13 protein-coding genes are annotated in these 16,450 nt (G+C 58.5%); 9 read left to right on the top strand and 4 right to left on the bottom strand.

Annotated elements, in window-relative coordinates; all coding sequences use genetic code 11:
- Positions 1 to 88: 88 nt before the first annotated feature.
- The 6 genes from FSO04_RS21855 (at position 89) to FSO04_RS21830 (ending at position 9,097) form a co-directional block, all read left to right on the top strand.
- Positions 89 to 1,627: a Fic family protein gene (locus FSO04_RS21855; RefSeq protein ID WP_154562367.1), complete on the top strand. Its 1,539-nt coding sequence runs from the start codon at positions 89 to 91 to the stop codon at positions 1,625 to 1,627.
- Between the two features lie 481 nt (positions 1,628 to 2,108).
- Entirely contained in the window at positions 2,109 to 5,951 is a 3,843-nt protein-coding gene (locus FSO04_RS21850) for a type VI secretion system Vgr family protein (protein ID WP_154562365.1), read from the top strand.
- A 1-nt stretch (position 5,952) separates the two neighbouring features.
- Entirely contained in the window at positions 5,953 to 6,813 is an 861-nt protein-coding gene (locus FSO04_RS21845; protein ID WP_233464938.1) for a hypothetical protein, read from the top strand.
- Positions 6,788 to 7,093, top strand: a complete 306-nt coding sequence (locus tag FSO04_RS21840; RefSeq protein ID WP_154562363.1) for a hypothetical protein — start codon at positions 6,788 to 6,790, stop codon at positions 7,091 to 7,093. Before FSO04_RS21845 ends, FSO04_RS21840 begins: the two co-directional genes overlap by 26 nt.
- A 1-nt stretch (position 7,094) precedes the next feature.
- Positions 7,095 to 7,922: a hypothetical protein gene (locus tag FSO04_RS21835; protein WP_154562361.1), complete on the top strand. Its 828-nt coding sequence runs from the start codon at positions 7,095 to 7,097 to the stop codon at positions 7,920 to 7,922.
- A gap of 137 nt (positions 7,923 to 8,059) precedes the next feature.
- Complete coding sequence (locus tag FSO04_RS21830) at positions 8,060 to 9,097, top strand: MerR family transcriptional regulator (RefSeq protein WP_154562359.1); 1,038 nt, start codon at positions 8,060 to 8,062, stop codon at positions 9,095 to 9,097.
- A gap of 49 nt (positions 9,098 to 9,146) precedes the next feature.
- On the opposite strand, the gene FSO04_RS21825 is transcribed toward FSO04_RS21830, so the two are convergent.
- From FSO04_RS21825 to FSO04_RS21815, 3 genes are all read right to left on the bottom strand, one after another.
- Positions 9,147 to 10,010, bottom strand: coding sequence for a MurR/RpiR family transcriptional regulator (locus tag FSO04_RS21825; protein ID WP_093641958.1), 864 nt, complete (start codon positions 10,008 to 10,010; stop codon positions 9,147 to 9,149).
- Between the two features lie 84 nt (positions 10,011 to 10,094).
- Positions 10,095 to 11,177 (bottom strand): ABC transporter ATP-binding protein, encoded by a 1,083-nt coding sequence (locus FSO04_RS21820; protein ID WP_154562357.1) that lies wholly within the window; start codon positions 11,175 to 11,177, stop codon positions 10,095 to 10,097.
- Positions 11,178 to 11,283: 106 nt separating this feature from the next.
- Positions 11,284 to 12,057, bottom strand: a complete 774-nt coding sequence (locus FSO04_RS21815; RefSeq protein WP_154562355.1) for an SDR family oxidoreductase — start codon at positions 12,055 to 12,057, stop codon at positions 11,284 to 11,286.
- A gap of 334 nt (positions 12,058 to 12,391) precedes the next feature.
- Here FSO04_RS21815 and FSO04_RS21810 point away from each other — a divergent pair, with 334 nt between their 5' ends.
- From FSO04_RS21810 to FSO04_RS21800, 3 genes are all read left to right on the top strand, one after another.
- Positions 12,392 to 13,624 (top strand): ABC transporter substrate-binding protein, encoded by a 1,233-nt coding sequence (locus FSO04_RS21810; RefSeq protein WP_154562353.1) that lies wholly within the window; start codon positions 12,392 to 12,394, stop codon positions 13,622 to 13,624.
- A gap of 150 nt (positions 13,625 to 13,774) precedes the next feature.
- Entirely contained in the window at positions 13,775 to 14,665 is an 891-nt protein-coding gene (locus FSO04_RS21805; RefSeq protein WP_154562351.1) for a carbohydrate ABC transporter permease, read from the top strand.
- Complete coding sequence (locus tag FSO04_RS21800) at positions 14,662 to 15,513, top strand: carbohydrate ABC transporter permease (RefSeq protein ID WP_154562349.1); 852 nt, start codon at positions 14,662 to 14,664, stop codon at positions 15,511 to 15,513. Before FSO04_RS21805 ends, FSO04_RS21800 begins: the two co-directional genes overlap by 4 nt.
- Positions 15,514 to 16,013: 500 nt before the next feature.
- Here FSO04_RS21800 and FSO04_RS21795 read toward each other — a convergent pair whose 3' ends face one another.
- Positions 16,014 to 16,403, bottom strand: coding sequence for a winged helix-turn-helix transcriptional regulator (locus FSO04_RS21795; protein ID WP_154562347.1), 390 nt, complete (start codon positions 16,401 to 16,403; stop codon positions 16,014 to 16,016).
- Positions 16,404 to 16,450: the final 47 nt, after the last annotated feature.

The following is a 16,450-nucleotide window of genomic DNA, read 5'->3' as shown; positions in this document are numbered from 1 at the left end:
TTTTGTAATCGTTTTGAGAGTCGAATAATCGAAACTGAGCGAAACAGCGCGCCCTCGCCCGCGCCCCAGCCACCCCGGATCGAAAATCATGCCGCAGATCGGTTATCAATGGCTATCCAATACGTACGGCGTCGTACCGGTTCACCCGTTCGCCGTACAAAGCGAAATCGGACGGATTCGCTCCACGTCCACCGACGGCGACATCCGCCGGGAGGTCTACCCCGAACCCTATCGCCCGGCCGCCAGCCTGACCGATAACCTGACTTTCGCCTTCCGGCACGAGGGCATCCATCTGGAATTCCTCGCTCGGCTTTATGCACTGCAGCCGGTACGCCATGAGTTAGAGGCATGGATCGCCCGCGAGCCCACTGGCGCGTACGCTCGCCGCGCCTGCTTCTTCTATGAATGGCTGATGCCGGCGCCGTTGGACGTGCCGGGCATCTCCCGGGGAAACTATGTCGATGCACTGAATCCCGAGGACTTCATCGTAGGCACCCCGGTCAACAACTCGCGTTGGCGTGTGCGCGACAACCTGCCGGGCAATCGGGACTTCTGCCCGGTGATTCGACGTGTCGAAGCGGTTCAGCGCGCCGAAGCTTATAACCTTGCCGCACCGCTTGCCGAACTGGAAGCGGACTATGGCATCGATCTGATCATGCGCAGCGCCGTCTGGCTGACGGTCAAAGAGAGCCGCGCGAGCTTTCTGATCGAACACGAGCAGGACAAAGAGGATCGAATCCGCCGCTTTGCCGCGGTCATGGAAAGCGAATGCGGACAGCATGCGAATCCGTTCAACGCTGAAACGCTCGACGTCTTACAACGCGGCATCCTCGGGCAATCAGCCCTGCGTTACGGCATCCGCCGCTCCCCGGTGTACGTGGGACACATCGCACGTTATCAACCGGTGGTCGACTATATCGCGCCGCATTGGGAACACATCGAAACGATGCTGGCAGGACTCAGCCGCTTTCTGGAACGGACCGAAGGGGGCGCGTCTATCGTGCGTGCTGCCGCGGCATCGTTCGGCTTCGTCTATGTGCACCCAATGGCTGACGGTAACGGCCGCATTTCGCGCTTCCTGATCAACGACATCCTGCGTCGCGACGGCGCGGTGCCTGCGCCAATTATCTTGCCGGTATCCGCCACGATCACCCACAGCACGCGCGATCGCGCCGCTTACGACAAAGTGCTCGAACGCTTTTCGCGCCCGTTGATGAATCACTATGCCGACCAGTACACGTTCGGCAAGACCGAGATCGCGGACGACGGTGTCGAATACAACCTGCACTTCCGCGCCTATGACGACGCACTGCCCGCCTGGCGCTATCCAGATCTGACCGCGCACGTCATCTATCTTGCTGACGTGATCGACATGACACTAACGCATGAAATGCGCACCGAAGCGCGCTTTCTGCACGCCAACGACTCAGCACGGCGCGCCATCAAGGAATTTCTCGAAGCGCCAGACAACGATCTGGACGGCATCATTCGAAGCGTCCGGCAGAATGACAACAGCGTGTCGAACACACTGCGCAAGCGCTATCCGCTGTTTGACGAGCGGCCAGAGTTGAGTGCGCAAATCGTGCAGGCGATTGCCGAAGCATTTTCAGACGAGAACAACCGTTAGCCGACGCCGAAGCAAGATCACTTGCCATCGGCGTCAGTCCGCTGCGCCCTCGCCGAACCTCAGCGTCGCGTAGCCTGTGCCGTTCGCCGGACCAACACTAAGAATCCGTTCAGAATCTGGCTGATTTGAGAAAGGCACAGTTTCAAGTAGCGAGAGATCGAGGCGTGCCAACAAGCTGGAGAATTCTGCTTCGAATCGCGGCTTCATTAGTTCGACGTGCGAATTGCATATCTCTTTATTCGACCTTTTCAAATCTTCACATTGCCCTCTTTCCGGTCACCCCCATATCTTCAATAATTAAGCGCGGGCTCAGGGAGTCTGATATTTCCCGCAGTGAGGCGCAGTTCCCGATCCTACAGTCGGGCGAGATATCAAGAGACAAGGTGTAAGCGTTCAGAAAAAACGGCCGGCCGATAATTCGCCCGGGAGAGAAAACAGTATGACGCGACGCCTATGCGCGTCTGTTCTAAACCCATCCGTCATGTTCAACCCCGTCCAGTCCCACACGCTGGCAGTGTCCGGCGCAGCGCTTCCCACTTATGGCTTTGACTGTCTTCCAGTCCTCACTCCTGTTCGTCTGAGCGGCACCGAGACGCTTGGCGAACTGTTCGAATACACGCTGGAACTCAAGACACCTGACTCGCTGGCGTTTTCTCCCAGCGAAGCCGCAAATATCGAACTCGACAGGTTGCCTGGCACCGAAGTGACGTGCCTGATCGAACTCGAAGGCAACGGCCATTTTATCCCCGGCACGGCAGGCGGCACGAGTGCCGCAAACATCGGCGCGAGCACCCGCGAGATTACCGGACTGGTCACTGAAGCGCGCATTCTGCGTGAAGAGGGCCGCTCGATCGTCTACTCGCTGACGTTGCGCCCGTGGTTGCATCTGGCGACGCTCAATCAGGACTGCCGCCTTTTCCAGAACATGACGGTGATTGAGATCAGCGACGCAGTGCTCGGCGCCTATGCGTTCCCGGTCGAAAAACACTTGATCGAAAAGTATCCGAAGCGCGATATCCAGAGGCAGAACTGGGAAAGCGATTTCGCGTTTATCTGCAGGCTCTGGCAAGAATGGGGTATTTATTTCTGGTTCACTCACAGCGACGGGCGGCACCGCCTGGTGCTGTGTGACTCCATCGGCGCACACAAGCCGCAAAGCACCGCGTATCAGACGATCCGCTATGAAGCGTCAGCGGGTCGCCGCATTGACGAGGAGCACATTCACGCGCTGGTGGTGAGTAGCGCGCTGACGACAGGCACCATAACGCGTGTTGACTACGACTACACCTGGCCGCGCGCCAATTTGCAGGCGAAGCGGCAAGACCCGCGCGACACCGAATTTGCGAATCAGGAACATTACTCGTGGGGTGACTATGCGCAGCCGCAAGCCGGTGCGACGGGTCTTTCTGGCGATCACAACCGGCCGGAACAGGAAGCGGACTTCCTTTCGCTGGTGCGCGTGCAGGCGTTGCGTTGTCAGGGACTGCGCGCGAGCGGTACGGGCTATCTCCGCGGTCTGGTAACGGGCCAGACGTTCAGGTTGACGCACTACCCGCAGACCGATGCGAATCGCGAATATCTGGTGGTGTCCAGCACGCTGGAGATTGAGAACGTCGGCGAGGAAACGCAGCCGCACGGTGTCGTGAATGGCGGTCGGCGCTATCGGTGCGTGACGCACTTCGTAGTCCAGCCGACCAGCGAAGTATTCCGCTCGCTACGCACGATCCCGAAGCCGCGCGTCCATGGCCCGGAAACGGCGGTGGTGACGGGTCCCAGCGACCGGGAAATCTGGACGGATGCGTATGGACGCGTGAAAGTCCAGTTCCACTGGGACCGAGTCGGACGGAGCGATGAACGCTCAAGCTGCTGGCTGCGCGTGTCGTCGCCTTGGCAGGGCAGTGAATTCGGCGCAACGCACCTGCCGCGCGTGGGGCAAGAAGTCATAGTCGACCATCTGCGAGGCGACCCGGATATGCCGATCGTCACCGGGCGGGTTAGCAACGGCTTCCGGATGCCAGCCTGGAAGCTGCCGGATAACCAGGCACTGTCGGGCTTCCGCTCACGCGAGATTAACGGATCCCGGGCGAATTACCTGGTAATGGACGACACCGAAGGGAAAATCCAGACACAACTTTCAAGCGATCACGCTTTCTCCCAACTCAATCTCGGTTATCTCACGCGGATATCCGGCAACAAGGGCCGACAGGACCCACGTGGCGAAGGGTTCGAACTACGCACGGACGGCGACGGCGTGGCACGTGCGGCAAGAGGCATGCTCATTACTACCGAGGCACGATCCAACGCGCAGTCGCACGCAAAGGACATGGGTGAGACTGAGCAGCGGCTAACGCAGGCGCGTGATCTGCACGAGAGCCTGACAGGCCTTGCGCAACAGCACGAAGCACAACAGGCAGACTCGGACCAGAGCGAGGTCACGAAGGCGATCGAGGCGCAGAACGACGCGATACGGGGCCGTGCCAAAACGGATGACAATACCTCTCCCGAATTTGCGGAGCCGCACCTGACGCTGGCCAGTCCCGCTGGCATTCAGACAACCTCAGCGGGCAGTACGCACATTGCGAGCGACGAACACCTCGCGCTGACTACAGGTGACCATATCGGTATTGCGGCCGGGAAATCGTTGTTTGCGACGATCCGCGAAGGTTGTTCGATCTTTACGTACAAGCTAGGTATGCGATTGATTGCAGCAGCAGGCAAGGTTCGCATCGAGGCTCAGAGCGACAGGGTCGAGATAATCGCAAAGCGAGCGGTGGAAATCATAGGCACAACCGATTGGATCATCCTGAAAGCGAAAAAAGGTGTCAGGCTAAACGGCGGCAGCACGGAACTGGAAATCGGCGCACAAGGCATCCGTGGTTACACCGACAGCCAATTCCTGATTCATGCAGCTAGCCACGCGACCAACAGTCCGCAAGTTCGGCCTGTAAGGACGAAGGTGCGACCGGAGAATCCCCGCAAACTGGTTGCACATTACATCCTAGTCGAACATGACACCGGGTTCGCCCTGCCGAACCAACCCTACCGCATAGTCTTGGACGACGGTAGAACGATGCAGGGCACAACCAATGCATTTGGCGAAACTCGCCTTGTGACGAGCAACGAGCTCGCTTTTTCAACAGTCGAAATATTCGCCGCCAGCGAACCGGACACGGTTATTGCATTCAGCGGGGGTGTTGTCATGCGTGACGCAGACAGACCGTTCGCCGGAACGGTAGCGAACCCGGAGAAGCGCAGCACGAAGGTTGCGGGGAAGGCTACATCCACTCCGGAACTGGGACCCACGACGGAAGACAAGCCACCCGCATTTGCATCGTGCGATCCAATGAACTTTGGGTTGCGATCGCATCACTTTGTCAATGGTGCAAGCGAAACCGATACGCCCGCGGGTATCCCAATGCGTCGACGTGTTGAATACTCTGTAACGAAGATCTATACGGCGGCAATAAAGTCTACCTTGAAAGGAATTGACTGGTCCGGCATCCGATTTCCGCTGTCTTTCAGATCAGTAAAGGCGATTCAGGATACGGTTCAACAGCAACTGCATGATGCGCTCGGCTCTGGCCCGTTCGGATTGCCGCGAGGGAATGCCATTGGCAAGGAAAGTGGTAGTGCCATGCCGACTGTTGTGATTGTCGATGCGATCCGAGCGAAAAAATACAACATGCGACTGGATGTCAGTGCTTCGTTTCTCGGTCCAGATTGGAGTATCGGGGTCAACGAAAGCGAGATCGCTCAAATCATCGCACTTACAGACAAACGGAAGGAGCTGGATGACCGGCTCGGGGCGTTTGCCGATACGCTGTATCACGAGTCCCGGCATTGTCAGCAGTATTTCTGGATGTTTTCGTTGCTCCAGCACTTTCCCGATGACTACCGGGATCTACCGAATATTCAGAACGTATATGCATCGCACATGTCGCCGTTTGCCTTCCAGGCAGCGGGCAGTACCCCACTGCCTGAAGATGCACGCGTACATATGGGGCTGCACAGGATGCTCGTATTTCATTACTACTGGTTGATTACCCATATGCAGGACACAGCCGGCGGCGAATATCTGAAGCGGGAAGTCCCGCTTGCCGAGAAGAAGGCGTGCGACCTGCTGAAGGTCACTCCGGAAATCGCACAGAAAATGGCGAGATTTGAAACCGGTTACAGGAGCCAGCTCCATGAAGAAGATGCCTACGCTTGCGCGGAAGTGGTTCAAGCATACTGGCAGAACCCTGATGATCCTCTGGTGCGCAATCCCGGTACATGCACAGCCGATTATGAAGCAGCCCTCCGGACAATCGGTGCAAGGAGCTGACATGAGACCGGCGATTACCGACGAGCAGCGCGCAATGGCGCTCAGGATGCTAACGACAGCGATGGCAATCCTGCGGGACGACCAGCCGTTCGATCCCGCCCATCTTGCCTTTGGCGGTAACTTTGCCACAGAGCCTATCAAGGGTTCCGTGGGTAAGGAATATTCCTTCGAGAATTCAGTTCTTCCTCGTACGCAAATCGTATTGATGACGGAAGGCGATCCGGCCGACTACACGGCCAACCGCATGATGGTCAAGCCAGTTCCCACAATCATCACAATCCGGTTCAGTCCACTCATGGAGGGAATCAACCGATCAAGTCTGGAAGACATGCTTCATCTCGGTATCGGATACTGGATCGATGGAAATGGTAACCGGCGGCCCGGCAACGATATGGGAACAACGCCGCCGCAGATCTATCTGCACCACTATCGCTATCGCGCGCTGGACCGGCCAACGAGCCGATTCCCGGTAGACGTGGAACTGACTTTCGGCGATCCCGGTGCAAACCCAATGGAGGACGGAGGATCAACAACGCCAGTCCTGATGGATGTCATCTTAAGCCGGGCATATCCTGCACTGACTCAGGAGAAACGCGAGCAGCGTCGTCTCGATCAGCAAGCTGAGAAGCGCCAGAAGTACGGAATGATGAACCTCTGCACCGGCATGCTCTGCCCGGAGACGGGGCTATGGGAAGGCTGGTCGGAAAACGGCGCGACGGACAAGTTATTCATACGAGCGGGCGCCAGATTTGACGAGGTGCGTCTGCATGCGTGGGAACCGGGCGTGCGCGAGCAATGGGTCAACGGTCAGTGGTTTTGGTTGCGCGACTACAACCATGACCTTTCATCAGACAACCCGTGAATGGGACCGGCACGCGCCTGATGCGGCGACTTTTGAGCAGGAAACTGCAAAGGTCCGTGCCGCTGCAATGGCCACCGAGCCGTTCAAAACGTACGCGGCCTATGCTAGTCGCCCGTGGGAAAACGACGCCTTTTCTTGCCGCGAACTCGCAAGCGCTTATTGGAATCAGATCAATGGGTTGCGCATGCCTACGCTACCTGCTGATAAGTGCAGCCGCATTTACGAGCGCGCCGATCGCTACAGTCGCCCAACCGGTACTGCCAGCGGCGGAGATCACTAGAATGCAGACAAGTCAGATGGTGAAACAGGCAACCCCGGAGCAGCAGGCCAGAGCGTTGCAGGCTGTAGAGTTAGGAATACGCTGGATAGCAGGAAAGACAAGCTTCGATGAGATTAAACAACAATTGGGCTCACCGAAACGGACGTGGCGATTTGACTTCAAGAAGGAGTCCGGCTTTGCATATTACTCGGACATAGCTACGTTAAAATTCACCCTTGCAGAAGACTACCCATCAGATAAAGAGGCATCAGCACTCTCCTTTCAGCTTGAATTCAATGACGGGGTAAGCACGCGAATCCGCAAAGAAGACTACGAGACGCGACTTGGACTGCACCGGCTCGTCGAAGGAGAGAGCATTGACGGGACGCGAACGGAATCACTCAGATACTTCAATCCTTGGGTAATTGACCCGACGTCCAGTCCCGATGGCGTTACATTCGCTTATCGCTTACCTATGCCCGTCGATTCTCCATATGACGTATATGTCAACGTCGACTATGAGGCGAAGTTCGAACACGACGGGCCTGAGTTTGCCAGTTTGCAAAGCCCGGTCGACCTTCGCAGAATCGAAGTCCGTAGAAGCTATCTCACACTGCAAGAGCTTGAACAACGCCGCCTTGCGAAGCGCCAGAAATACGGCATGATGAATCTCTGCACCGGCATGCTCTGCCCGGAGACAGGGCTATGGGAGGGCTGGTCGGAGAACGGCGCGACGGACAAGTCATTCATACGAGCGGGCGCCAGATTTGACGAGGTGAGTCTGCATACGTGGGAACCGGGCGTGCGCGAGCAATGGGTCAACGGGAAGTGGATTTGGTTGGGCCCTTAAGCCGCTGATCGCTGAGTTCCACTGCAACTTCTCGATTCCTGACGATCATTGACCTTCCAGCACTGCAGGAAGCCTGTTGACTCGGCCCCAAGGGCCAGCTCCATGATGTGAGTGATCAGCAAACGAAGAGGTGACTCATGCGTTGTTCCACTCCATTTTTAAGTGCTTCCGAAGCGGCGGGACAGCTCGGCGTCTCGACCAAGGCCCTACGACTCTACGAACAGCGAGGCTTGGTGACGCCGGCACGCACGGTCGCCGGATATCGTACCTACGGTCCCGAGGAGATGAATCGTGCGGCGGAGATCGTGGCCCTGCGCGCGCTCGGCCTCAGCCTCGCCCAAGTGGCACAAGTGTTGGAAGGTGACCCTCAGAGTCTGGAACCCGCGTTGGCTGCCCACGAGGCGAGGCTTGAAGCGGAAATTCGCCAGCTCGTGGGCGCGATAGCCAAGGTCAGGGGGCTCCGATCCGATCTTGCACGAGGTCAGGCACCTGCCGATGGAGAGCTGGCACGCCTGCTCTCCCCTTCCTCAGAATTCGCCACTGCCTTTGATCTCCCGTGGCCGTGGGGTGGCGAACGGTTCGAACTTCGCGACATCCGACCGCTGAACTACATCATCGGTCCGTTGGGAAGCGGCAAGACGCGGCTGGCGAAATGCCTGGCTGAGAACATACCGAATGCCGCTTTCCTGAGCCTCGAGCGGCTAAACGATGGAAATGCCGCGACCGTAGCCCGCCTTGAAGCGGATGCAGCGCTCAAATCGCGAGTGGATCAGACTCTGGCGTGGCTTATCGGAGAAGGCGCAGGAGAATCGGAAGCGTTAATCGCTCTACTCGTCGAACTGGAATCCGAAGGTCCGGCTGCCCTCGTCGTCGACATGGTGGAGCAAGGGTTAGATCAGGCGACGCAGGAAGCATTAATCATCCATCTTCGCCAACGCGCCAAAGTGAGTGGACGTCCGTTGTTTCTGATGACGCGCTCTTCAGCGATCCTGGATCTGGCAGCAATCGGTCCAAATGAATCGATCATCCTGTGCCCAGCCAATCACAGTCCACCCACTCTCGTCGCCCCCTACCCAGGCACGCCGGGATACGAAGCCGTTGCCACCTGTTTAGCCTCGCCGGAGGTTCGTGCGCGGACGGCGGGCATGATCGCCTGGCGTCCTCAAGCAGCGTGACTGTTCACGCGTTCGTCGCAGGGTTCGTGAAGCGGACCACCCTTCCCGCTCAATCCCCCGCCGCTTCCGGCTCATGCGACGACAACCGCGCCTTCGCATGCCGCATCTTTTCAAGCGTCTTGGGCCTCGCCTTCAACGCGACGCCGATCGCCAACGCATCCATGATGCACAGATGCACGAGCCGGGACACGCCTGGCGTATTCGGATCGATCGGACTCGGCACGCGCAGCAGCAGCGGAATATCGACCAACCACGCTAACCGTGAACCCACATTAGTCAGCGCAATGGTAGTGGCGCCACGCTCCTTGGCGATCTGAATGCTTTCATTCACTTCGACGCTGCGCCCCGAATGCGAAATCGCAAACGCCACATCACCGGGTTCCATGAGCCCCGCATAAAGCCGCTGCAAATGACCATCGGTAAACGCAGTAGCCGCAATATCAAGCCGCAAAAACCTCAAAGCCGCATCTTGCGCAACCAGCCCCGAACCCGACCCAACACCAAAGAAGAAAACCCTTCCCGCGCTCGACAACGCCGCAATCGCACTCTCAACCACCGCCGGATCCAACGCACTACACGCATGCGTAATCCCGTCGACAGCAGCTTCACCCACCTTGTCCATCAACGTCTGCACGTCATCGTCACGCGCAACCGCCGTCGACGCATACGGCACCCCGCCCGCCACGCTCTGCGCCAATTGCATCTTGAAGTCGCGCAGACCATGCGCGCCGATCGCGCGGCAAAAGCGCGTGACGGAAGGCTCGGACACGTCCGCACGCTGGGCGAGCTCGGTGATGCTCGCGCGCATCGCAAAGTCGACGTCGCTCAGCACCATCTCGGCAACCTTGCGCTCGGCGGGCCGCAGATTGGCCAGCGCGCCGCGGATGTGGGGAATCAAGTTCGGTGCGGACACCCGGTGTTCCTTAAGGGTTAAATGAATCCGCGTCGCGTCGCAGCTTCAATCAGCTTGAATCAGCCTCAAGCGGCAACACGCGGTTCAGACCAGTCTGCGTCCACTCTCCGTATCGAACAGATGAATATGCTCGGCCGGCAGACGCAGCGTGACGCGCTGACCGGGCTCGACTTTCGAGCGCTGGCGAGTCGTCACGCACCACGTGTTGCCGCCTATTTTCCCGTACAAATGGGTCTCGGCGCCAGTCGGCTCGACCACTTCGACTTCCATCGTGGTGTCCGGCTTATCAGCCATCGTTTCAATGTGTTCGGGACGCACACCAAGTGTGATTTTTGCGCCGACCACCGCCGAGGCCGGCGTGCCTTCCAGCACGATCTCGCCACCGTCTGTGAGTTTTAGCGCGAAACCCTGCCCATCAGTGCGATTGACCAACACGCCTTCGGCGAAATTCATCGACGGCGAACCGAGGAAACTCGCGACAAACAGATTCGCTGGACGGTCGTACAGATCGAGCGGACGGCCAACCTGCTCAATCCGCCCTGCGTTCATCACGACGATGCGGTCGGCCATTGTCATCGCTTCGATCTGATCGTGCGTGACGTAGATCACCGTATTCTTCAGACGCTGATGCAGCGCCTTGATTTCCGTGCGCATCTGCACGCGCAATTTGGCGTCGAGATTGGACAGCGGTTCGTCGAACAGAAACAGCGACGGCTCGCGCACCACTGCGCGGCCCATCGCCACCCGCTGACGTTGACCACCCGACAACGCACGCGGCAAGCGATCCAGATAACTGCCGAGGTTCAACATCTTCGCCGCAGCTTCAATCCGCGGCTTGAAACTCGCCGACGATTCCTTGCGAATCCGCGGCCCGAACGCGATGTTTTCGTAGACCGACAGATGCGGATAGAGCGCGTAGCTCTGGAACACCATCGAAATATTGCGCTGCTGCGGTGCAAGCGTATTCGCGCGCGTGCCGCCAATCATCAGATCGCCGCCGCTGATTTCTTCGAGCCCCGCCACCATGCGCATCAGCGTGCTCTTGCCGCAACCCGACGGGCCGACCAGCACGACGAACTCGCCGTCGTCGATATGAAGATCGATGCCGTGCACCACTTGCGTGTCGCCATAGCGTTTGAAGATGCCGCTCAGTTGCACTGCTGCCATGCTGTCCTCATCGTCGTGCTGTCATGCGAACGTGCTGCCTTGCTTCATCGAGCAAAGCACACGCCGCGCCATCGGGTCAAAGCAGTTCAAAGCGAATCCAATCCATTCAAAGCGATTCGAGCGTCAACTCTTCCGCCATCAAACGGTTGCCGGCCATCAATCCACCGTCGACCGGCAACGCAACACCGGTAATCACACGCGCCATCGGCGATGAGAGGAACAGCACCGCATCGGCGATGTCGTCCGGTGTCGCGAAGTCGCGCAACGGGTACCACTTCTTAAGATCCTCGAAGACCTGCGGATTCTTGTCGACGCGCGCCTGCCACGCCTGCGTCTTCACCGTGCCCGGACAGACGATGTTCGCGCGGATGCCATAGCGGCCGAGTTCGATCGCCAGCGCTTTCGTGTAGCTGATGAGACCCGCTTTCGCCGCGCTATACGCCGGATGCCCGAGCGCGGCCATGCCGTTCACCGAGCCGATCAGCACCAACGTGCCCGTCTGCCGTTCGATCATCGACGCGCGCACCGCTTCCACCGAGTGATACGTACCGTTCAGATTCAGATGGATATCGCGCTGCCAACTGGCGGCGTCCGTCGTGGCGAGCGTCAAACCATTGGCGGCACCCGCGTTGGCAACCAGCACGTCCACCGGACCGCGCGTTTTCACCGCATCGGCAACCGCTTGCTGCACTGCGGCAGCGTCACCCAGGTCGACCGCGATCGGCGTGACATGCGCGACGCCGAGTTGCGCAACCAATCCGTGAAGCGCGACCGCGTCGACATCGAGCGCCAGCACCGTGTCGCCCTGCTCCACGAAACGCTTGCACAACACGCTGCCGATCCCGCCGCAAGCGCCTGTCACCAACACCACACGATTCATGTCTACCCTCGCCCTTCAACCTCGTTGCAGCGCCGGTTTAGCGTGTAAATTTCCTACAAAACCGGCATCGAACAGTTGTCTAGTCATCCCGAAGATTGGGTATCCGTGACTTCGCGTTATGCAGAATACCCCTGCTTTACAGCATCTTATGCACAAAACTGGCTGAGAAAAAATATGGCAGACCCTACGTGACAAGCTATTTTGCGTCATGTAGGATTTTTTCAAACAATTTAACCCAAAGCGGCCGGCGACGGCAGCAGACCACCCCCCACCATCGTTGGATGGGACCGGAGTAAGCGTAAAGCGCTAACTCCGATCGACACAGGAGAGAGAAATGTCGTTGCATGCCCGTGCTTCCCTCGCGCTAGGCAAAGTTGCCGTGGCGCTCGCGTTTGCAGGTATCGCCGTCGCGGCTCACGCCGACACGGTCCGCGTGACGGTCGCGCATTACAGCGATGCGACCGCGCCGTACTTCGAAAAGATGGCCCGTAACTTCGAGAAGGCCAATCCCGGCACCACGATCAAGATCGAAGACGTGAACTGGGACACGCTGCAACAGAAACTGCAAACGGACATCTCCGGCGGCGCCAACGCCGACCTGGCGATTGTCGGTACGCGCTGGCTGCTCGACTTCGTGAAGGACGACGTCGCCGAGTCGCTCGACGGCTACATGGACGCCAGCTTCAAGGGCCGCTTCATCGGCCCATTCCTCGCACCGGGCGAAATCAACGGCAAGGTGTACGGCCTGCCGATCGCCGCGTCTGCACGCGCGCTCTACTACAACAAGGATCTGCTCGCGAAGGTCGGCTATCCCGACGGCCCGAAAACGTGGAATGACGTGATCGATGCGTCGAAGAAACTGAAGGCACAGGGCGTTGCCGGCTTCGGTCTGCAAGGCAAGGAAATCGAAACCGACGTCTACTATTACTACGCCCTGTGGACCAACGGCGGCGACGTCGTCGGCAAGGACGGCAAGGCGGCGTTCAATTCGCCGGCCGGCATCAAGGCGGCCACGCTGTACAAGACCCTGATCGACGACGGCCTGACGCAGCCTGGCGTGACCGGCTACAGCCGCGAAGACGTGCAGAACCTGTTCAAGCAGGGCCGCGTTGCGATGATGATCTCCGCACCGTTCCTCGCCAAGCAGATCAAAAAGGAAGCGCCGAACCTGAAGTACGGCATCGATCCGATCCCGATGGGCACGACGCACGCCACCTATGCGGTGACCGACTCGATCGTGATGTTCAAGAACTCGAAGGTGAAGAAGTCGGCCTGGAAGTTCCTCGACTATCTGTTCACGAAGGAACCGCGCGTCGAGTTCACGACGACCGAAGGCTTCCTGCCGACCACCAAGGCCGAGGCAACCGATCCGGCGTTCAACGATCCGGACACCAAAGCTTTCGTCGCGCTGCTGCCGACGGCTCACTTCGCGCCGACTGTGACCGGTTGGGAAGACACCGCGAAGGCTGTGACCGATTCAATGCAATCGATCTACCTGGGCAAGGCGAAGCCGGCGGACGCGTTGACTGCCGCAGCGACGCAAGCGAACAAGTCGCTCGGTAAGTGATCGCGTAGTCTCGTAGTGATTTGGTGAACACGGAACGCGCGCCGCCGTTGCGAAAGCGGCGCGCGTTTCGGTTGTCATATCCGTAATGCACTATCCGGCCCATCCCGTCGCGTCCGCTTTAATGTGGACGCGTCTTACGATCGAGCACGCATGAGCCGTTCCGCTTCTTCGCGCCTCCAGGCGCCCTGGTTGCTGATTGCGCCGAGTCTGGTGTTGGCGCTTTTCATCATCAGCTATCCGATTTTCAACATCGTGTGGCAATCGCTGCACGAGGTCTCGCGCTTCGGCGCGATCCGCGATTTCACCGGTCTGCAGAACTTCTATACGATTTTCACGGACCCCTCGTTTCTCGCTGCTGCTAAGCGGACGATTGTCTGGACCGTGTTCGTGGTGGGCGGCACGGTACTAATTTCGGTGCCGGTTGCACTGGTGCTGAATCAGGATTTCTATGGACGCGGCGTGGCGCGCACGATTGTGATGCTGCCGTGGTCCGTCTCGCTGACGATGACCGCCGTGGTGTGGCGCTGGGCCTTCAACGATGACTACGGCATGGTCAACGTCACGTTGCAGCGGCTCGGTTTTATCAACGGTCCGATACATTGGCTCGCGACGCCGGAGCTCGCGTTTCCGGTGGAGATCGCGGTTGGCATTCTGGTGTCGATTCCATTTACGGTGACGATTCTGCTGGGCGGGTTGTCGTCGGTGCCGGGTGACATTTATGAAGCGGCGCGGATGGATGGCGCCAGTGCGTGGCAGCAGTTTCGCAAGCTGACGATGCCGCTCTTGCGGCCGTTCATCAACATGACGATTCTGTTGAACGTGATCTACGTGTTCAATTCTTTTCCGATCATCTGGGTGATGACGCAAGGCGGGCCGGACAACGGCACGCATATTCTCGTTACGTATCTCTATGAGCTTGGGTTCCGGCTGGGGCGTCCCGGCGAAGCCGCGGCGGTGTCGCTGATCATGCTCGTCATGCTGTTCGTTTTCTCGATCGCCTATCTGCGTCTGCAGCCCGCGAAAGAAGGAGAGACGTCATGAGTCTCAGCATCAAGATGAAGCGCTCGCTGTGGTGCTGGTTGGCACTTTCGCCGCTGATTGTGGCCGTGCTGTTTCCGTTTGCTGTGATGTTGTTTACTGCTTTGAAGCCGGCTACGGAGATTTTTGTTTATCCGGCGAGGTGGTTGCCGGTGCATTGGCAGTGGAGCAATTTTTCGGATATGTGGGTTGCGGCTAACTTCGGCGTGGCGCTGAGGAATAGTTGCGTGATTAGCTTTTTGTCGACTGCGTTGGCGTTGGCAGTGAGCTTGCCGGCGGCTTATGCGTTGGCCAGGTTTCCGTTTCGTGGGAAAGGGTTGTATTCGCAGTTTCTGCTGGTGACGCAGATGCTGTCGCCGATCTTGCTGGTTGTTGGGTTGTTCCGGCTCGCGGCGATGATTCCCTATGGGGATGGGAATCTGGTTGACTCCAAGATTGGGGTCATCGTTTCTTATGCGGCGTTCAATATCGCGTTTGCGGTTTGGATGTTGTCTTCTTACTTTCAGACTGTGCCAAGGGATCTTGAGGAGTCGGCGTGGCTTGAGGGGTGTGGGAGGACTCGGGCTGTTTTTAAGGTTTTCTTGCCGTTGGCTGTGCCGGCGATTGTTGTTACGGCGATCTTTACGTTCATCAATGCTTGGAATGAGTTTGCGGTTGTTTATACGTTGATTCGGTCGCCGGAGAATAAGACTCTTACCGTGCAGGTTACGGATATGGTGGCTGGGAAGTATGTCGTTGAGTGGCATTTGGTGATGGCCGCTACTCTCTGCGCGACGTTGCCGGTTTCGATAGTGTTTGCTTGGTTGCAGCGGTTTTTGGTGAAGGGGTTGGCGTTGGGGGCGGTGAAGTGAGGATTGGGAGTCAGGGAGGGAAGTTGGCCCGCCGCCGCGCAACCATTCTGAAGAACTAGCTCCGCCTCCCGCCGCCGCTATCTGTGGCACGAATCGTCAAGTCCATTCGAAGTTTGCGGACGGCTGATTCTCGGCCTGAGCCGTCATTGGGATGGGCTGGGTTCTACGTCAGCAATGTGGCTGATTGCTGACGATGGTGGCATCGAGCAACCCGACGGCAGCATCCGGCATCAGTGAACTCACACTCCCGGCCCTCTCCCGACACTCATAGGAATTCCTCGTGTGTCTGCAATCGGCGCGTTTGCGGACGAAGTGGCGTGGCTCATTTACTAGCAGTTTCGGCCTATGAGCGGGCATCCTAGACCGACTACTTGCTGGTGACCGAGCGGGGCCATAGGCCGCCGCGCGAGCAACAGTCCTCGAAAGACCCGGGCTCACGTCGTACGCCGCAAGCACCAGGTCGATTTCGGGACGGTAAAGCGCGTGCGCGGCGAGCCGTGCTATCCCCTTGTCCGAAACGTCTCTCGCGCGGCCAGCATCGCCGGCCGGTTTTCCCGCGCCCATTCAGCGAGCGTTTTCAACGGCACGATCAAACTGCGTCCGAGTTCGGTCAACTCGTAGTCCACGCGGGGTGGAATCGTTGGATACATTGTGCGCGTGACCAACCCGTCCTGCTCCAGGCCTTTCAGGGTCAGCGTGAGCATGCGCTGCGAAATCCCTTCGACGCGGCGATGGATCTCGTTGTAGCGGATCGGTCCTTGCGACAAGGCGCCCACCACCATCACGGTCCACTTGTCGCCGATGCGAGCGAGTATCTCGACTACCGCCTTGCAAGCCTCGTGGGGGTTCGACGCTTCTGGGGCGCGAACAGCAGTGTTCGTATCGACCATAAAAGTGCCTCCTTGCTGGTGTCGGCGACAGAGCCCACTGTATCTCA

The organism is Paraburkholderia madseniana, assembly GCF_009690905.1.
GTDB lineage: Bacteria > Pseudomonadota > Gammaproteobacteria > Burkholderiales > Burkholderiaceae > Paraburkholderia > Paraburkholderia madseniana.
The sequence above is the reverse complement of the archived record's forward strand: the minus strand, read 5'-3'. Positions and strand labels throughout refer to the sequence as shown.